Origin of the sequence: Janthinobacterium sp. HH106, assembly GCF_001758725.1 — a bacterium.
Taxonomy (GTDB): Bacteria; Pseudomonadota; Gammaproteobacteria; order Burkholderiales; family Burkholderiaceae_D; genus Janthinobacterium.
In genome coordinates, this window is record NZ_LRIC01000018.1 from 67,107 (window position 1) to 83,551 (window position 16,445).

General features: G+C 55.3%; 14 protein-coding genes and 3 pseudogenes. 13 read left to right on the forward strand and 4 right to left on the reverse strand.

Going from position 1 to position 16,445, the window contains the following annotated elements:
- Positions 1-97 precede the first annotated feature (97 nt).
- Together JAB8_RS09795 and JAB8_RS09800 are read left to right on the forward strand one after the other, a co-directional pair.
- Positions 98-1,177: a ParA family protein gene (locus tag JAB8_RS09795; protein WP_070289355.1), complete on the forward strand. Its 1,080-nt coding sequence runs from the start codon at positions 98-100 to the stop codon at positions 1,175-1,177.
- Positions 1,174-2,238 (forward strand): ParB/RepB/Spo0J family partition protein, encoded by a 1,065-nt coding sequence (locus tag JAB8_RS09800; protein ID WP_131689676.1) that lies wholly within the window; start codon positions 1,174-1,176, stop codon positions 2,236-2,238. Before JAB8_RS09795 ends, JAB8_RS09800 begins: the two co-directional genes overlap by 4 nt.
- A 601-nt stretch (positions 2,239-2,839) precedes the next feature.
- On the opposite strand, the gene JAB8_RS28140 is transcribed toward JAB8_RS09800, so the two are convergent.
- Entirely contained in the window at positions 2,840-3,091 is a 252-nt protein-coding gene (locus JAB8_RS28140) for a helix-turn-helix domain-containing protein (RefSeq protein ID WP_343216102.1), read from the reverse strand.
- A gap of 877 nt (positions 3,092-3,968) precedes the next feature.
- Here JAB8_RS28140 and JAB8_RS28145 point away from each other — a divergent pair.
- The 5 genes and pseudogenes from JAB8_RS28145 to JAB8_RS09830 all read left to right on the forward strand — a co-directional run bounded on the left by JAB8_RS28145 (position 3,969) and on the right by JAB8_RS09830 (position 6,416).
- Positions 3,969-4,659: pseudogene (locus tag JAB8_RS28145) on the forward strand (IS6 family transposase).
- A gap of 50 nt (positions 4,660-4,709) precedes the next feature.
- Positions 4,710-4,982, forward strand: a pseudogene (locus tag JAB8_RS09815) (hypothetical protein); the annotation flags it as partial.
- A gap of 88 nt (positions 4,983-5,070) precedes the next feature.
- Positions 5,071-5,421 (forward strand): hypothetical protein, encoded by a 351-nt coding sequence (locus JAB8_RS09820; RefSeq protein ID WP_070224733.1) that lies wholly within the window; start codon positions 5,071-5,073, stop codon positions 5,419-5,421.
- Positions 5,422-5,433: 12 nt separating this feature from the next.
- Positions 5,434-5,850, forward strand: a complete 417-nt coding sequence (locus tag JAB8_RS29005) for a hypothetical protein (RefSeq protein WP_070224734.1) — start codon at positions 5,434-5,436, stop codon at positions 5,848-5,850.
- Positions 5,838-6,416 (forward strand): hypothetical protein, encoded by a 579-nt coding sequence (locus tag JAB8_RS09830; protein ID WP_070289356.1) that lies wholly within the window; start codon positions 5,838-5,840, stop codon positions 6,414-6,416. Before JAB8_RS29005 ends, JAB8_RS09830 begins: the two co-directional genes overlap by 13 nt.
- Positions 6,417-6,910: 494 nt before the next feature.
- On the opposite strand, the gene JAB8_RS29010 is transcribed toward JAB8_RS09830, so the two are convergent.
- On the reverse strand, positions 6,911-7,183 hold the full coding sequence (locus JAB8_RS29010; protein ID WP_139143001.1) for a hypothetical protein: 273 nt from the start codon (positions 7,181-7,183) through the stop codon (positions 6,911-6,913).
- 305 nt (positions 7,184-7,488) lie between these two features.
- Here JAB8_RS29010 and JAB8_RS09835 point away from each other — a divergent pair, with 305 nt between their 5' ends.
- Entirely contained in the window at positions 7,489-9,195 is a 1,707-nt protein-coding gene (locus JAB8_RS09835; protein ID WP_070289357.1) for an AAA family ATPase, read from the forward strand.
- A complete protein-coding gene (locus JAB8_RS09840) occupies positions 9,188-10,621 on the forward strand; it encodes an AAA family ATPase (protein WP_070289359.1) in 1,434 nt (477 codons plus the stop codon). Before JAB8_RS09835 ends, JAB8_RS09840 begins: the two co-directional genes overlap by 8 nt.
- Before the next feature lie 240 nt (positions 10,622-10,861).
- On the opposite strand, the gene JAB8_RS09845 is transcribed toward JAB8_RS09840, so the two are convergent.
- Both JAB8_RS09845 and JAB8_RS09850 read right to left on the reverse strand, forming a co-directional pair.
- Positions 10,862-11,119, reverse strand: a complete 258-nt coding sequence (locus JAB8_RS09845; protein WP_070289361.1) for a hypothetical protein — start codon at positions 11,117-11,119, stop codon at positions 10,862-10,864.
- Between the two features lie 128 nt (positions 11,120-11,247).
- Positions 11,248-13,095 (reverse strand): hypothetical protein, encoded by a 1,848-nt coding sequence (locus tag JAB8_RS09850; protein ID WP_070289363.1) that lies wholly within the window; start codon positions 13,093-13,095, stop codon positions 11,248-11,250.
- Between the two features lie 587 nt (positions 13,096-13,682).
- Here JAB8_RS09850 and JAB8_RS29490 point away from each other — a divergent pair.
- The 4 genes and pseudogenes from JAB8_RS29490 (at position 13,683) to JAB8_RS09865 (ending at position 16,374) form a co-directional block, all read left to right on the forward strand.
- Positions 13,683-13,838 carry a hypothetical protein gene (locus JAB8_RS29490; protein ID WP_175445181.1) on the forward strand — a complete coding sequence of 52 codons (156 nt, stop codon included), beginning with the start codon at positions 13,683-13,685 and terminating at the stop codon, positions 13,836-13,838.
- Positions 13,839-14,090: 252 nt separating this feature from the next.
- Entirely contained in the window at positions 14,091-14,456 is a 366-nt protein-coding gene (locus JAB8_RS09855) for a transposase (protein ID WP_254679486.1), read from the forward strand.
- Positions 14,453-14,800, forward strand: a complete 348-nt coding sequence (gene tnpB / locus JAB8_RS09860) for an IS66 family insertion sequence element accessory protein TnpB (RefSeq protein WP_038492299.1) — start codon at positions 14,453-14,455, stop codon at positions 14,798-14,800. The genes JAB8_RS09855 and tnpB overlap by 4 nt, the downstream gene beginning before the upstream one ends.
- A gap of 29 nt (positions 14,801-14,829) precedes the next feature.
- Positions 14,830-16,374 (forward strand): annotated as a pseudogene (locus JAB8_RS09865) (IS66 family transposase).
- Positions 16,375-16,445 lie beyond the last annotated feature (71 nt).

Here is a 16,445-nt window from a genome sequence, read left to right on the forward strand (position 1 = left end):
CTTCGCTGCTAGGTTTTTTCCATTAAAGTCGAAAAATCCTTGCAACGGTAATGATAATTTGCAAAAATAGCGTCAGTGAATTTATAAGGGGAATCTCTTGACCCGTAAGCCTTTCAAAGTACAAGCCGTTGCGACCCTGTTGGGTATCAGCGTCGATGCCGTGCGTCGCGACTCCGATGATGCTGGTCTGCAGATTGAACGCCAGCCGGGAGAAGGACCCAAGACGCGGCTGTTCAGTATCGAAAACATTTACGATCTGGCCGCCTATCGCGCAAAGAAATATGGCGTGACAGCGAAGGCTAAACGCATCGTGACCGTCTATGCGCCAAAGGGTGGTGTTGGAAAGACAACGCAAACGTCTAATCTGGCCGCCATATTTGCGTTGATGGGACTCAAGGTTTTGGTTGCTGACCTCGACTTCCAGGCCAATCTGACTATTTCCTATGGATATGATCCCGAGCTGACCCATGAAGAAGCGATAGAGTCGGGGTTGCCTCTGTCGACCTGCGTTGATTATCACCTGGGCCATTTGCTACCGCAGTGGCAGACCAACGGTCAGCCACCAGAGCTCAAGGACGTGCTGAAGAAACCTTTTGGCGAAAATGGTCCGCACCTGATTCCGTCCGAAGTGACGCTGGACCGGCTCGAGGCCTTGTTTACGGTTGATGCCATCATGAGCAAGAAGCCGGAACTGGCGATCGCGCGCTTCCTGGCAGAAAACCGCTCCGGCAAGAATAAGCAGATCGATTTGTCGCAGTATGATGTAATCATGTTCGACGCCCCTCCCGCCAAGAACCAGACCACACGCGGAGCCCTGTTGGCAAGTGACTATGTGATCGCACCGGTGTCGATGGAAAAGTACAGCACCAAATCAGTGTCATACCTTGCAGGCGTCCTGAGTGAAATGCAGCAGGAACATAACCGCTATCCTGAATTGACGATATTGGGTAACTTTTTTGACATGACGCGCGTGCGTGTCGCTGCACAGGTCATAGCGTTGACGAAGCAATATCCGGATGCCTGGCTCGACAAGCAAATCAGTTCCAGCGAAGAGTTTAAAAAGGTACTAAGCGATGATGAAGGCATGCCGCTGGCGTTGGCCAGACCAAGCAGCACAGCAGCGCGTGAGTTGCGCGAAGTGGCGAAAGCATTGATTGAGAAGATGGGAATACTGTGAAAAACAAACAAACCGAATCGCAGTTTGCCGCCACCCTGGCCGCTCGCCTGGGCGCTTCGGCGCCTGCTGTGGCAACACCAGCCATGCACATGAACGCGGTACCGCACGGACCGTCAAAGTCTCTGGAGGACATGCTCAAGGACTCGGATACGCCTGCTGCGGCGACAAATAATGGATCACCTATCCCGCCTGCGCAAACGACGACATCGGATATGGCTGGCGAGGCTGAACACAGCATGATCGTTAAAATCGCAGTGCAGGATCTGGTTGATTCGCCTTGGCAGCCACGTCGCCGCTATGACGAGACAGCGATTCAAGCATTAGGAGAAACACTGAAGGCACGCGGCCAGGATGAACCGATCCGCGTGCGAAAATTAGCCAGTGGCAAGTACCAGCTGATCGCTGGCCACCGACGTACGCGTGCCGCACGACTAATCGGCTGGGCAGAACTTGATGCCAACGTCATGGCGCTGGATGATCGTGAAGCTCACCAGGCAACGTTGTTGAGTAACGAGACCAATGAAGGATTAAGCGATTTCGAACGCGCTCTTTCTTATCGTGAACTGATGTCGGAAGGATTTGCGGAGACGCAGAAGGACGTTGCGCGTCTGACTGGGTGTTCGCAGGGACGTGTCTCCCAGTGCTTGGGCATGTTGAAACTGCCACCGGTCGTCCTTGATCTGCTGGAAAAGTACCCTGCACTACTGAGCTACCGTCACGCCAAAGTGGCTCAGGAGATGCTCGACAAATACCCTGATGCTTTATCCAAGATCACGACCACGCTGGACACGTTGATTGACAAACCGGATCTGGAACCGAACGAACTGAAAGTGTTAATCAGTAAGGCGCTCGAATCCAAACGTCCGCGGAAGGCAGCAGTCGAGCCCCGTACCATCGGTGACAAAAATGGTCGCTCAGCCTTTAAAGTGCGTGTTCACGCACAACAAATCGTGATCAATATCGAAGAAGGCGTCGATGTCGAAATGGCCGGCAAGCGCACGTTAGCAGCGCTACGGCAGTTTGCGGAGTCGCTGGAACTGCCCGCAGAAAAAAAAGCTTAATAATCAAAGGCTTAGATTTTATTTATTTTGGCGTATATAGGTTTTTTCCTTTAAAATCAAATACTTAGCTAATTTTATTAGCTGCTAATATTCGATAAGCGTCCAGCTTTTCTGCGTTTTACTAGCGAACGGCATAGCCGTTGCAAGTATGGAAGATATACTTGCAGCGGCCTTGTCCACTTCTCGCCCTGTTCACTTGTTCAAGTATCACGCTGTATAACTTAACGTTCCCCAATTATCGTTCAGCATTTGATGGGCAAATCATACTGTACATTGCTCGTAATAAGCACGAAGGGCGAGGTTAACAAAGGGATTTCCGACCACCTTATCGCTTAGCATTGCTGCAGTTAGATGATGGCATGTTCAATCGAATTCAATTTGGAGACTTCTGACTACAGTGCTAGTCTGTGACTTCGTGTAGCCCCTACCACACTGTTCATCCAACTTGTGAAGGGATAAACAGCGCTGTCCGCTCATCGACCAGATCCTAGACTGTTCGTTTGCTCGCAGAATTGACCCACTCTGTTTAACTTGCCTTCCGTTACCTGGCAAACGCTGCCACGCGGTCGTATAACCCTGCATAGCCCAGCTCTTTCAGGTCCTAATGGATCTGCTTCAAATTGCGCCGCTGCTTACGCGGTTTAGTCGTCTCGGCCTTGAGCCACCTAGATAGCTGTACTGAGTATTTGTCTAATTCGCTAACTGACCGCCGCTCCGAGTAGGAGGGCTCAGTGGTTTCCGATCGCAGGTAGCGTCGGACGGTATTGCGCGAAATATCCAATCGCCTAGCGATTTCTCGTATTGAGATCTTGTCACGAAGGTGCCAGAGTTGAATGATGCCGAGTAGACCCATGTCGGTCACTCCGATCTCCTGCCGATAAGACAGGTGGAATTGTGCTACTAACCTCGGTCAGATTCCGTTGTAAATTCGTGAGGAAAATGGGTCAATTTTCAATGCAACTTAACAAACATTACTTAGGTGGGCGCTACTGAATAGACCGCAAAGCCACTTATCGCTTGGAAATCAATCAACGCGGGAGGATGCTATCTTCTGCAAATGCTAGATTGATTGGAGTAGCATTATTTGACAATCATATTGCAATGAGTGTATCGATTGCTGTAGATGAGTGTACCGAACAAGAGTGTAACGTTCGCAAGAGAATCAGGGATGCAGCGTTGCAAGTTCTTTATCGTAACGAAAATTACCTGAAGTATAAAATACGTTAAAAATCAATGGCTTAGCATATCGCAATATTTTTAAATATAGATTTAAGTCAATGAAATCAATGACATACAGAATTTTATTAGCTGCTAATATTCAGCGAGCAGGAGGGCTGATATTTTTGAAACTGGAAATGGCCTGTTTGCTTATGTTGCCGTCAGTAGTGTTTCAAACTGCACATAGATGATGAGACAGCGAATAGGTTCGATACGGCCTGTCCAGCATTCATAGGCGCCCGCATATCGCCGATAAAAATGTTGGCCTTCGCCGAAAAAGTCTGCCAGACGATGTCCAGATTCGCGGCCCGTTGTATCTGGCTTGCGAGCGCATCGATCAAGGCGCCAGCAACACGCCCGTCCACGTTTATAAAGCAGCCTATGCAATAGTTCCTGCTAAAGGGCTTCGAGGTGGATTGGTGCGATGCTCAAGATATTGGGTTCTATTGCATTAGCGAAGGTCGACGAGCCTATCAGGTAAGTTACGACGCCCGAACCTTGGACGAATCGACATGCTCAACTTCAAAGGAATGCGCTTTCCGATCGACGTGATCTTTGTTTGCATACGCTGGTATGTAGCTTATCCGCTGAGCTACCGACACTTGGAAGAGATGATCCAAGAGCGCGGCGTGTCGGTCGACCATTCGTCAATCAATCGGTGGGCGATTCGTTTCCTGCCCCTGGTCGAGAACATGGCCCGTAAACACAAGCGCCCAGTCGGCCGCAGCTGGCGCATGGATGAGACCTACATCAAGGTCAAAGGCGTCTGGAAATACCTGTACCGCTCCGTCGATAAGTAGGGAAAGACCGTCGACTTCCTGCTCACGGCCAAGCGCGACATGGCCGCAGCAAAGCGCTTCTTCGACAAGGCAATGGGAGCGAACGGCGATCCGGACAAGGTCGCGATGGACAAGAGCGGCGCCAACAAGGCGGCCATCGATGCGATCAACGCTGGCCGCGACGTGCCGATCGTGGTGCGCCAGGTCAAATACCTGAACAACATCGTCGAGCAGGATCATCGCGCCATCAAACGGGTTGCCAGGCCGATGCTCAACTTCAAATCGTTCCACTCCGCCAGCTGGTCTCGCCGGCATCGAACTGATACATATGATCCGCAAGGGCCAGTTCGCCATCGACGGCGTCGATGCGATGTCGTTCGCCGACCAATTTTCTGTGCTGGCAGGAATGGTGCGCCCAGTTTGATGTGCAATGTGCCGTGCCGGAAAAATTTCGCCCTTTAATCAGCAACGCGACAGAACCGCAGCGAGCGCTTCGAGCTGAGTGATGTGCCGCCAGAAGATCCCGGCACGTACGAAATGATCTGCCAAGCCGACACGGTTGGCGTCTTTCAAATCGAGTCACGTGCGAAGATGTCAATGCTGCCGCGTATGCTGTCACACACCTTTTACGACCTGGTCATTGAGGTCGCCATCATTCGGCCTGGTCCGATCCAAGGCGGCATGATCCATCCCTTCGTACGGCGCCGGCAAGGTCTCGATCCGGTCTCATACCCTAGTGCGGAAATTTGTGCCGCTGCGATGGACACTTCCACCTCGCCAGACCAACGGTTTGTTTGAGTGCATAATTCTCTTTTTATTCTGCTAGGAGCAGGCAATGCGTGAGATGTCGGTTTTAGTCGGTCTAGGCCTGGACGCGGACCAGCTTCAGCAGGTCCTGCACGAGAACGGCGGGAGGTTCTTATATGAGGTCGCGCACGCGCTACTGGACGACCACGCCGACGACCGCGCGGAAATCTACGAGGTCAAGGTGGATAGCGTGGCGATCAACGAGGACTGCCCCACTCAGGTAGACATCGACTTTGAAACCTCTTGGAGCATCTACCGGGGCTGCGAGGAGAGGAACACTGCGGGGAGCGAGTATCAGCATGAGCGGGCGACCTACGAGGCGGACGGCCGCCTGGTGTTCCTCGCGCCGCTGGCGCGCAAACACGTCGATCCTTGCTGAAAAGATAAGACGATGAACGTTTCCAGTATGTCCCGTCTCGGCATGCTTATCCTGGCCGCGGTCGCCATGCAGCTCGCATGGGCTCAGGCAGCGCCGGATGCTGCGATCTACACCCTATACCGGAATAGCGTGACCAATGCGGCCCTGCGCCTGCACGTCGCCACCTTCGATGCTCTGGACGGGGCGGCGTATAACCGCCAGAACTGTGCTCAGGCCCAGCAACTGTTCGCCGCTCAGCAAGGCGTCAATGTGGCATTCTGGTGCGAGCCCGGTCGGTTCCGTGCCATAGCCGCCAGCGATCACGCGCCAGCCCTCGGCAAGCAGTTCATCAACGGTAAGCCGGCCGAACGGAACTGCAGCCCGTCCTCCTCGAAACTGGCGCGCGGGGACAAGCGGCCTGCCAGTGCCGGCGATAGTTGTTCGCCATGACGGCGCTGCGCACCTTCGCCGGTGTTCACGCTATTCACCACTTCCAGGGCGCACTGTTCACCGTGCACACCGACAGCGACATGGTCTATATGTCCGAGGAGGATCCTGGATCTGACGGCGAAGCATGGGCGGTCGTAGAGGTCGACGCCGAGCGGTTCCTGCAGCTATGGCGCCAGCCGGGAAGCAGCCATCCAGAGGTGGCGCACCAAAGCCCCGAGACCTGGCCGCTGGACCGCAAGTTCCATTGGCCGGACAAGCATTTTACGGAGGGCCGTGTCAACCCGGTGCCGCTGGCCACCGTCAGCTGTGAGCTTCGACGCTTGGAAACGCCGGTGTGGCGTCGCCGGTTGCTGTGGCAAGTGCTAGAGCGCGTCGACGTGACCGAGCACCCGGTCCTCTCGTTCACCGACGGGGTCACCCGCACCATCTGGCTGCTGACTCACGGCGTGCAGGCCATGCCGGTCAAATGCCCGATGGCCGACGCGGTACGGTTGCAGGCGCTGGCCGGCGTGGACGGCGGCCAGCCGGTCGCCGTCGGTATATTGTTCAAGCAAAAAATGGATTGACACCGTGGGTTCGATCAGCGAAAGGGAAGTGGGGGTGCCTGGCACCTGCGGCAGGCCGCAGCACCAGGCGGGAGACGCCGGCATGCCGTGCAGTTACCTGGTGTTGACATAGCACGGGTGGCCAGCGGCAGAGGAGGGCGCCCGTCGCAACGGGCGGACGGTGCGAGCACCGGGTCGGGGTCCACCATAGCGACTGGAATCGACAGCCGCTGCAGTAGCTGCAGGCCTTGACCCATGTCCGGGTTTGACGGCGAGAACACGGCGCCGGCCGTGGCCATGCTGATGGCGTGCGCTGTGCTGGACGTCGACCGGCTGGCCGACCAAGATCCTGGCCGCTGAGCGGTCGTGGCCAGCGCCTTGCCGGCGCTGCCTGGTGATCGCCTGATCGAGCGGCGGGCGATCGCTCTGGTGCAACTGCCAGCGCTGCTGCGCCAGCTGCTGAAGCTGGCCTGCGCGCGCGCCTAGCCCTCATCGCTCAGGCTGTCGACATTGCGTCATAGCGTATAGCGGTAGGTACGGTAGGGCGAAAGGATCGTTTCTCGTGTGTTCACATTTCCATATTTGTTGATTGCGTCACATTCGGCCATCGATTTCCAACCAAATTTGCCCCGATCCCCGCACTCGTATTTGGTCTTGCCGGTCCAGCGATCACTACGAATTCCACTGTGTGCTGAGAACTCGTAATGAAACGTCGTTGCGATAACAACAGCCGCAATCACGATGGCGTCGGCCAGATTCGCTGCGCTACTCGTAAGGTCGGCGCGCATGCTCACCAAATCCTGTGGAACTTTCGCGCGCGAAAGTTATACGAAGAACGTCGCAACTCAGTCTCATTGAACGTCCCACTCATTCTCATGCAGCGCCACCGCTCAGCTTGTGAGATTTCGCGTATTTTTCACATAAGCAAGATGTTATCCTCTAGTCATCGGCGGAGCTCGGCCAGTAGGGGACCAAGCCAATACAGCGCTCGTGAAGGGCCGCGCTGAGCCAACTCACCCGTTCTGTGCCGCCTGGGTGAGGCACGATCTAGGACGTTGTATTAGATAATTTCAAAAATTGAGGATTTCGCTACGTGAAAATTAGAAGAATAACGATCAAGAACTTTCGCGGAGTTAAAGAGCTTGAATGGAGCCTGCCGTCAACGGATATTTTCTGCTTGATTGGCAAGGGCGACTCGTCCAAGTCCACCATTTTGGAGGCTATTCGCTACGCTTTTTACCCTCAATGGAATCCAACTTTTACCGACGCGGATTTCCACCAGTGTAAGGTTGCAGACAGCATCGTCATTGAAGTTACCTTTGGCGACTTGGATCCTGACTTCTGTTCTTTGCAAAAATATGGTCAACATCAACGGGGCTGGGATAGCGCAACTCAGAAGCTCTTTGATGAATCCGCTGATCACCTTGAGGCTGTCCTGACGGTTCGGCTGACTGTCGGCAAAGAACTGGAACCCAAATGGGTTATTTTTACTGACCGCACCCCTGAAGGCGTGACGTTCAAGCAAGCAGATCGCAACAAGGTCAGTGTAGGACTCATTGGTGCTTACAGTGAAAGGCAGCTATCGTGGGCGACTGGCACGGCGCTGGCGAAACTGACCGAAGCCCAAAGCTTGAACGAACTCCTTGCCACGGCCTCACGAACTGCCCGCACGTCGCTAGACGTCGACCGCTTGGTAACGCTAAAGAACTTTGACGCCGCTGCTGAGAAATCGCAGGACATAGCCAAGCGCTTGGGTGTGCCGGTCAATACCGCATACCAAGCGCACTTGGATTTGAGTTCCATCAACTTGAAGGTAGGAGGCTTGGCGCTGCATGACGGTGACATTCCGCTGCGTCAGTTGGGCTTGGGCTCTCGTCGCATGCTCCTATGCGGGATTCAACAAGTAGGCTTGGACGAAGGACACGTCACCTTGTTTGATGAAGTTGAATTTGGCTTGGAACCGCACCGGATTTCTCGTCTGATCAAGCACGTCAGAGAGGACAAGCGAGGGCAGTATTTTTTGACGACGCATTCCCCGGTTGTGCTGCGTGAGCTTACTGTGAAAGAGCTTTACATCGTCCATAGCAAGGCCGGTGTCGTTAAGATCATTCCTGCCTTTTCTGAAAGCTTGTCGGAGCACGAAGCGCAAGGAAAAATTCGATCAAGTGCAGAAGCATTCTTGGCGAAAAAGGTCATTGTCTGCGAAGGTGCCACTGAGGTTGGATTTTTGAGAGGCTTTGACGACTACCAAGTCGGGAAGGGCGGCGATCCGTTCTCCTATCATGGAGTCGCCCTGCTTAATGCAGGAGGTGCAAGCAACGTCAAAGGGCTTGCCAAAGCATTCAAGACTTTGTGGTATGACGTAGCGGTCTTGGCAGACGCTGACGCACCGAAGCTGTTTTCGCCAGCAGACGAAGAAGAGCTTCGCAAACTGGAAATCAATGTTTATGCGTGGAGCGACATGCTGTCGCTTGAGGAAAGAGCCTTCCAAGATTTACCTTGGCCTAGTATAAAAGCAAGCTTAAAACTTGCGCAAGACGATCTGCATTTTCCGGTATATGATAACGTGCGATCCAAGCTTCATAAGGAGCTAAGCCAAGACATAAACGAATGGGAGGGCGGCCCAGAGATTAGAGTGGCGATTGGTAGTGCCGCAAAAGGCAGCGGCTGGTTCAAAGACATTACGCGAGGCGAGAAGTGGTTCTCTACTATCAGCCCAACATTTGAAGATCCAGTTTTTTCAAAAAAGGACATGGCAGTCAAGTTGGCCTTACTCTGGAAATGGGCTTCCAATGTCTGACGAACTGGCAATCACGCTGGGGAACTGCACCACCAAAGGGTATATAATTGCCCCTGCTGGATATGGCAAGACCCATCTTATTGCCATGGCTGTCAAGACTGCCACGAAGCGGCAATTGATATTGACGCATACGTTCGCTGGCGTGAATTCACTCAAGGCCAAGATGGCCGCTCTGAAGGTGCCCACTGTACAATATCAGGTAGATACAATCGCCAATTGGTCCTTGCGACTGTGCTTGGCCTACCCCAAGGGTTCAGGCTGGAAGGTGGACAGCCCTTCAAGCAAGCAGTGGGACAAGCTCTATGAATCATGTTCGGGCCTGCTGACCATGGCGTTCATACGACACATTGTTCTCTGCAGCTATGCCGGCTTCTACGTGGACGAATATCAAGACTGCTCAGACCTTCAACACAACCTTGTGTGTACGTTGGCCGACATCTTGCCATGTCGTGTCTTGGGTGATCCTATGCAGGCTATCTTTGACTTTGAAAATGGCCAGAAGCCTGTTGACTGGGACATCAGCATTTATCCCCACTTTGAGTGTCTTGGTAAGCTGGAAACGCCTTGGCGGTGGGATAACGCAAAAGCACCTCTGCTTGGTGCCTGGTTGAAAAAGTCCCGTGAGCGGTTGGAACAAGGTCTGAAGCTTGACCTTGTTAATGATGTGCCGATAAGCGTAAGGCGAGTTTATACTGGGGCGGACTTCATTCCTCAAAAACAGCACACGTCGCTCATGAAGCTTTTAGACGCCCAAGGCACGGTCATCGCTCTTCACGGAGGCGACCAACGGTTCAAGGAAAAGACTCACGCTCTGGCTCGTATGTTGGGTGGGAAGTTCTCTTCTATTGAAGAAGTTGAGGGGAAGGCGCTCCACTCCATTATCAAGAAGCTGGTCACTGCGAAGGACACGAAAGCGGCGTTCCTTCATGCTTTGGATTTTGCCAAGAAGTGTTTCACGGGGGTAGACAATGCCCTTGCAGCAGGAACGAAAAAAGGTGAAGTCGCCAAGCAGATCAAGACGACTAAGTATCCGCTCATGTTGCAGGCGGCGAATCTTTATCTGGGTGATCCCACGACGAAAAACCTGAACGCCTTCTTTCTTAAACTCAAGGAAAATCCAGAAACGTCCCCATTCAGAAGAGATTTGCTCTATCGTTTCCTGAATGTTTTGAAAATGCACATTGACGGTGACGGCGACACTTTGAGCGAATCAGCGAAGCTCTATCAACGTGACATGAGGCATACTGGTAGGCCCATTCGTCATACAAGGCTCATTGGCACGACATTGTTGGTTAAAGGCTTGGAGTATGACCATGCAGTAATTTTAGACGCAGATAGTCTTGATGCCAAAGACCTATATGTCGCAATGACCCGTGGAGCCAAAACATTGACGATCATTTTTTCAGGCAATCCGCTTCCAGCTTAAGTGCTCTCAACAAACTTCTTACTTATTCGGATCGCAACAAGCCCATACACTAGACCATTGGGACCGCCCGCACCGGCACCTACGGAAGCAGTCCTTCGCCGCCGGCCCCCCCCCCCCGAAAATTCCGCGCGACGGATTTGCGACTATGTTGGAGTGACGGGAAACCTCTTCCGGCCAATTTCCTATGCGTCCTCGGGGTAGCATTGCCCCCGAGTTTCGCTAGTAGCAGGGCAACCAGGCTTAGCGTTTCGCTGCGCCTGAAATAAGGGATGAGAAGGCGACCATATAATCGTCGTAGCGTCCTAGTGGTTTCACGTACACCTTGGCTACATCTTGCGTCTTGTAGTCGCGCTCGGTAAGCAGCACTTGGTAATACTGGCCGTCGACCACCAAGATTTCTCCCTGACGCGGAAACGGGTGCAGGAAGATCGGGCCGGCCAGCAACTCCGTTGAGCTAGCATCGTGAATGCCGACGCGAACCACTTCAGTTTCAGACATTGAATTCTCCAAGAGATAAGGGATTTCAGGATAGTTATTTTTGAGGCCGTCGGCTACAAATTTCTACCGTCGGTCGGCCCCGTTTTTCTAAGAAGATCACCGCCCTCGCATGCATACTTCCTGCACCCCTATAGATGTTTCGACAGCGCAGCCAACAGCAAGGCTTCGGAAGCGACTGGTTTGGCACCAAGCTGCGCTTTGATGCGGGCCTGCACGTGGTGCTGGCGATCAAAGAATTCACGCGGGGTGCGTAATGTGTCGATCTTTTGCAGCGAAATCAGGAAGGTGTCGAGTAGGATTTTCAGATACGACTCAAGGTTCGCGCACAACAGGGCAACTTGGGGGACGCGTCCAGCACTGTGAACGATATCGCATCGCGCACGGTAGATCCGCTGGATTTGCCAACGCACCGCCCTCTCATGCCTGTCCAATGCTTCCAGCTCCGATTTTGGACTCTCCACCTTTTTGAACAAAGAAGCAAAATAGTGCTCGGCGTACGGGCTTTTGCTCTGGGCAGCGGCCATGGCCCCACGCTTGAATCCTTGATCTTTACAGTACATCAGTAACTCTGGAAGGCGACAACTCACCAGATCCGGTTGCGTGCCGTCGCTGAGAATTAGTGGCGCATCAAACTCCAACAGTGCTAATCGTAACGAATTCAAATGCTTTGGCAAATAAGCCAACACGACGGTAGGGTAAAGCGCGCGTTCGACCGCATCGCCGATACCGCCGCCGCTGGCTTTGACCAAGTACTCAAGCGCTGTCCACCATTGCACCAGTTTGTTCTCCAGGTTAGCAGTTTCCGCTCCGGTTCGGTACAATCGAAACGCCGCATAGATCCGGTCTTTGGAGTCTGCCTCCAACGTACCGCTTGCGACGAGATTGCGCAGCTGTTCCATGAACGTTTGAAACTGTGCTGGCGTGACCTCACGCTTTTCGTTCGGCACGGTTTTCGCAATCTCGAGCGCCACGTGATGAGTGGCTTTTTGCACCAGAAAGCGATCAGACAACGAAAAATTCTGCTTGATAAAATCGTAGCGAAGCACATCCAGTACCTGCTCGATATGCTCTGCGGCACGCATCCCGGCAATCCGACTATCATTAGCCTCGACGGTCATGGTAGCGAAGATCCGTCCTGGAGCCGCTTGAGCCACACGCCTGACGGGCGCCGAGGAACTTTCCGATACCCGCAGCGCTTCCGGACTGAAAACAATGTCGCCTACCCTGTTGGGTAGTTCAGCTCCAGTAGCGACCTGGTTGATCGTGAAAGTGATTACGTAATCCTTGGGTGCGCGCGCGACACGCGCAAACAACCAGCGCAGGGCCCGAGCGAAGTCATACGCTTCCCCCTCCGGGGTGTGCTGGCTGTCCTGGGCGAATGCTCGACGATAAAGCTGAAATAACGACTCGAAACTCCAACCGACACTGATCAGATGACTAAGCATCTGTCCCGTGATCTGCACAATATTCTCGGTTTGGTCGTCCTGCGCTAGCGGCGCTGCGTCTGTGAGTTGCGCCGTCAACCAATCAATACAGGCACGCAGAAACACTTCGTTCAAAGCCGATTCCATCTCGCGACCAAATGCGAGAATCATCGCATGAGACGTCACCCCGTTATCCTTGATGTCGGCAGCAGCCTTGTTCTCCACTCCCTCGTCACGCCTACTCTTCTTACCCCATTGATCCAACAACAAAATCAGTTCGTCGGCGATCTCACCCAGCGCACCCTGCCGAATGAGAAGTGACGTGGCGAGCAGCTCAACTGCCTCGGCGATGATCTTGGCTCGATCACGGTCGTTAAAAGGTTGAACGGTAAAGCTGCGTACTAGTTCGTTGATCACATTAACCGGGTTCATGGTCCTAACACGGAACGCATCGAGCGAATATTCGTGTACCAGGTTGAACCAGACTTCCCCAAACAATCGCTGGCGTGTTGTCAGATTCAATTCGGGTTTGATCTTGTTATCGAAGCGCATACTGCATAAAGTTGGTGAATAAAGTGTGGTAGTATATCGCTATGTCATCGTAATGTAGACAAAAGATCAAAGGGGTTAGGTTTTAACGGTCTGTGATAAGTTCCGCGTTACTATCCTCCCCAACTATTCGACGGCCCGCTTCTTGCGGGCCGTTCTCATTTCCGGTTGGTCATTGTATGTGCCCAATCCGTCGCCGCTGCCTGTAGCTTGTCCCCTGGTGCTGGCGCGGCGCCGCGCTTGTGCTCTCGCACCTGCAAGGCAGCAATCGTCATCGGGGCAGCCCGGGATTTGACGGTGAGGCGTAGGCGGTCGTGGAGGTCGACTCCCAGCGGTTCCTGCAGCTATTGTGCCGGCCGGGCAGCACCCATCCGGAGGTGTCGCACCAAAGCCACGCGACCTTGCCGCTGGACCGCAAGTTCCCTTGGCCTGACCGGCATTTTGCGCAGGGCCGTGTCAACCGGTGCCGCTGGCCACCGTCAGCTGTGAGCTGCGACGCTTGGAAACGCCAGTGCGGGGTCGCTGGTTGCTGTGGAAGGTGCTGACGTGCATCGACGTGACCGAGCACCCGGTCCTCACGTTCACCGACGGTGTCCACCCACACCATCTGGCTGCTGACTCACTGCGTAAAGGCCATGCCGGTCAAATGCCCGATGGCTGACGCGGCACGGCTGCAGGCGCTGGCCGGTGTGGATTGCGGCCAGCCGGTCGCCGTCGGTACCCTGTTCAAACAAAAAATGGATTGAAACCGTTGGTTCGATCAGCGGCAGGGGAGTGGCACTGGCACCTGCGGCAGACTGCAGCACCACGTGGAAGTGCCGGCATGCCGTGCAGCTACCTGGGCGTGGACCATAGCGCGGGTGCGCGCTGGTTGCGGGCGGCCAAGGGCAGAGGAGGGCGACAGTCGCCGAAGGCGTAAGCGTCTTCCCAGCGCCGTCTATCTTTAAAAGTCCACATATCCCAAAGTAGTTCCCGTCACTTTTTTGTTGCGAATCACTTTGGACACAGATAAAACGGCAGGCAACCGCAAGGGCCGCCCCAACTATCCGGCTGACTTCAAACGGCCTCTCGCCATCGAGGCTTGTGCACCTGGTATCTCGGTGTCGAAGTTGGCGCAGCAGAATGGCATCAACGCCAATATGCTGTTCAAGTGGCGCCGTGAGTTGCGTGCCGATTTGTTCGAGCCGGTCGCACCGGCGCTGCTGCCGGTGCATATTCAGCCTGCTACGACACGGTCGCCGTCACTGCACATGGCTGAGCCAAGCGGCATGATTGAAATCATCATTGGCGATGCCGTCGTGCGTCTGCATGCCGGCATCGACGCAGCGCTGCTTCAGCTCGTCTTGCAAAGCCTGCTGCCGTGATTGGCTTGCCGGCGGGCACGCGCATCTGGATCGCAGCCGGTGTGACCGACATGCGCTCTGGTTTCAACGGCCTGGCGGCCAGGGTGCAAACGGCCCTGGACGAAGACCCGTTCAGCGGTCACGTATTCGTGTTCCGTGGCCGGCGTGGCGACATGATCAAAGTACTGTGGTGGAGTGGTGATGGGCTGTGTTTGCTGGCCAAGCGGCTTGAACGCGGCCGCTTCGTCTGGCCGCAGGCTACCAGCGGCACGGTATTGCTATCGCAGGCACAGCTGTCGATGCTGCTCGAAGGCATCGACTGGCGGCGCCCCGAGCGCACCTGGCAACCATCATCGGCCTTGTAAACGTCGGCGCCCTCGCGTAAACTCGGCCCATGCTCAACCTCGCCGACCTGCCCAACGACATCGATGCCTTGAAAGCACTGCTGCTCGCGCAGCAGCAGGTCGTCGCCGGCTTGACTGAGCAGCTCAACACGCGCGCCGTCGAGATCGAGCATCTCAAGCTGCAGATTGCCAAATTGCGGCGCATGCAGTTCGGCCGCAAGTCGGAAAAGCTCGACCGCCAGATCGAGCAACTGGAGTTGCAACTGGAAGACCTGCAGGCTGACGAGGGCGAAGCGGCGCGCGAGATGCCAGCGGCCGATCAGGCGCCGCGCAAGAAATCGGTGCGCCGTCCCTTGCCGGATCACTTGCCGCGAGACGAGAAAATGTACCCGCCGCCAGGCGAAGCTTGCCCCGCCTGCGGCGGTGGTCTTCACCCCTTGGGCGAGGACGTTGCCGAACAACTCGAATGGATACCAGGCAGTTTCCGCGTGATCCGCCATACGCGTCCAAAACTGGCCTGCAAGTGCTGCGATACCATCGTGCAGGCGCCTGCGCCAAGCCGGCCGATTGCACGCGGCATCGCCGGGCCGGGCTTGCTGGCACATGTGCTGGTGGCCAAGTTTGCCGACCATCTCCCGCTGTACCGGCAGTCGGTGATATATGCCCGCGAAGGCATTGAACTGGAGCGTGCGCTGCTGGCGAACTGGCTTGGTGCCGCCAGCGCCTTGTTGCACCCGCTGGTGGACGCAATCCGACGCCATGTGCTTGCTGGCATCAAGCTGCATGCCGACGACACGCCGATTCCGGTGCTGGCACCGGGCAATGGCAAGACCAAAACAGCGCGGCTGTGGACCTACGTGCGTGACGATAGCGCTTGCGGCGACACCACGTCGTCGGCGGTCTGGTTTGCCTACACGCCGGACCGCAAAGGCATCCATCCGCAAACTCACCTGGCCAACTTTAAGGGCGTGCTGCAGGCCGATGCGTATGCCGGTTTCAATGCACTCGATGTCGACGGCACGATACAGGAAGCGGCATGTTGGGCGCATGCGCGCCGCAAGTTCCACGATCTGCATGCAGCCAGGCCATCGGCCATCACGACCGAGGCACTGCGCCGGATCGCCGAGCTGTATGTGATCGAGGCCGAGATACGCGACAAGCCGCCGCATGAACGACAGCAGGTGCGCCAGCAACGATCACCACCATTGCTCGACGACTTCGGCAGCTGGCTACGCGCCACGCTTGAAAAGCTGTCGCGCAAGTCGGACACGGCGGCCGCGATCCAGTACGCGCTCAAACTGTGGCCGGCGCTGCTGCGCTACTGCGACAACGGCATCATCGAGATCGACAACTCGGCCGCCGAGCGCGCCCTGCGCGGTGTCGCCATCGGCCGGCGCAACTATCTGTTCGCCGGTGCCGACAGCGGCGGAGAGCGTGCCGCCGCCATCTACTCGCTGATCGTCACGGCCAAGCTGGGCGGTGTTGACCCCGAGGCCTGACTGCGCCATGTGCTGACCAACATCGCCGATCATCCGGTCAACCGGGTCGACGACCTCCTGCCCTTGAACTGCGCCGCGCAGCTCCCTTCGGCTTAAACAACACGCCACTTCCGTAAGCGTCAAAGCAGGGCCGTCTTTACGAGGGCTGTCCCTGTCAGCATGATTTG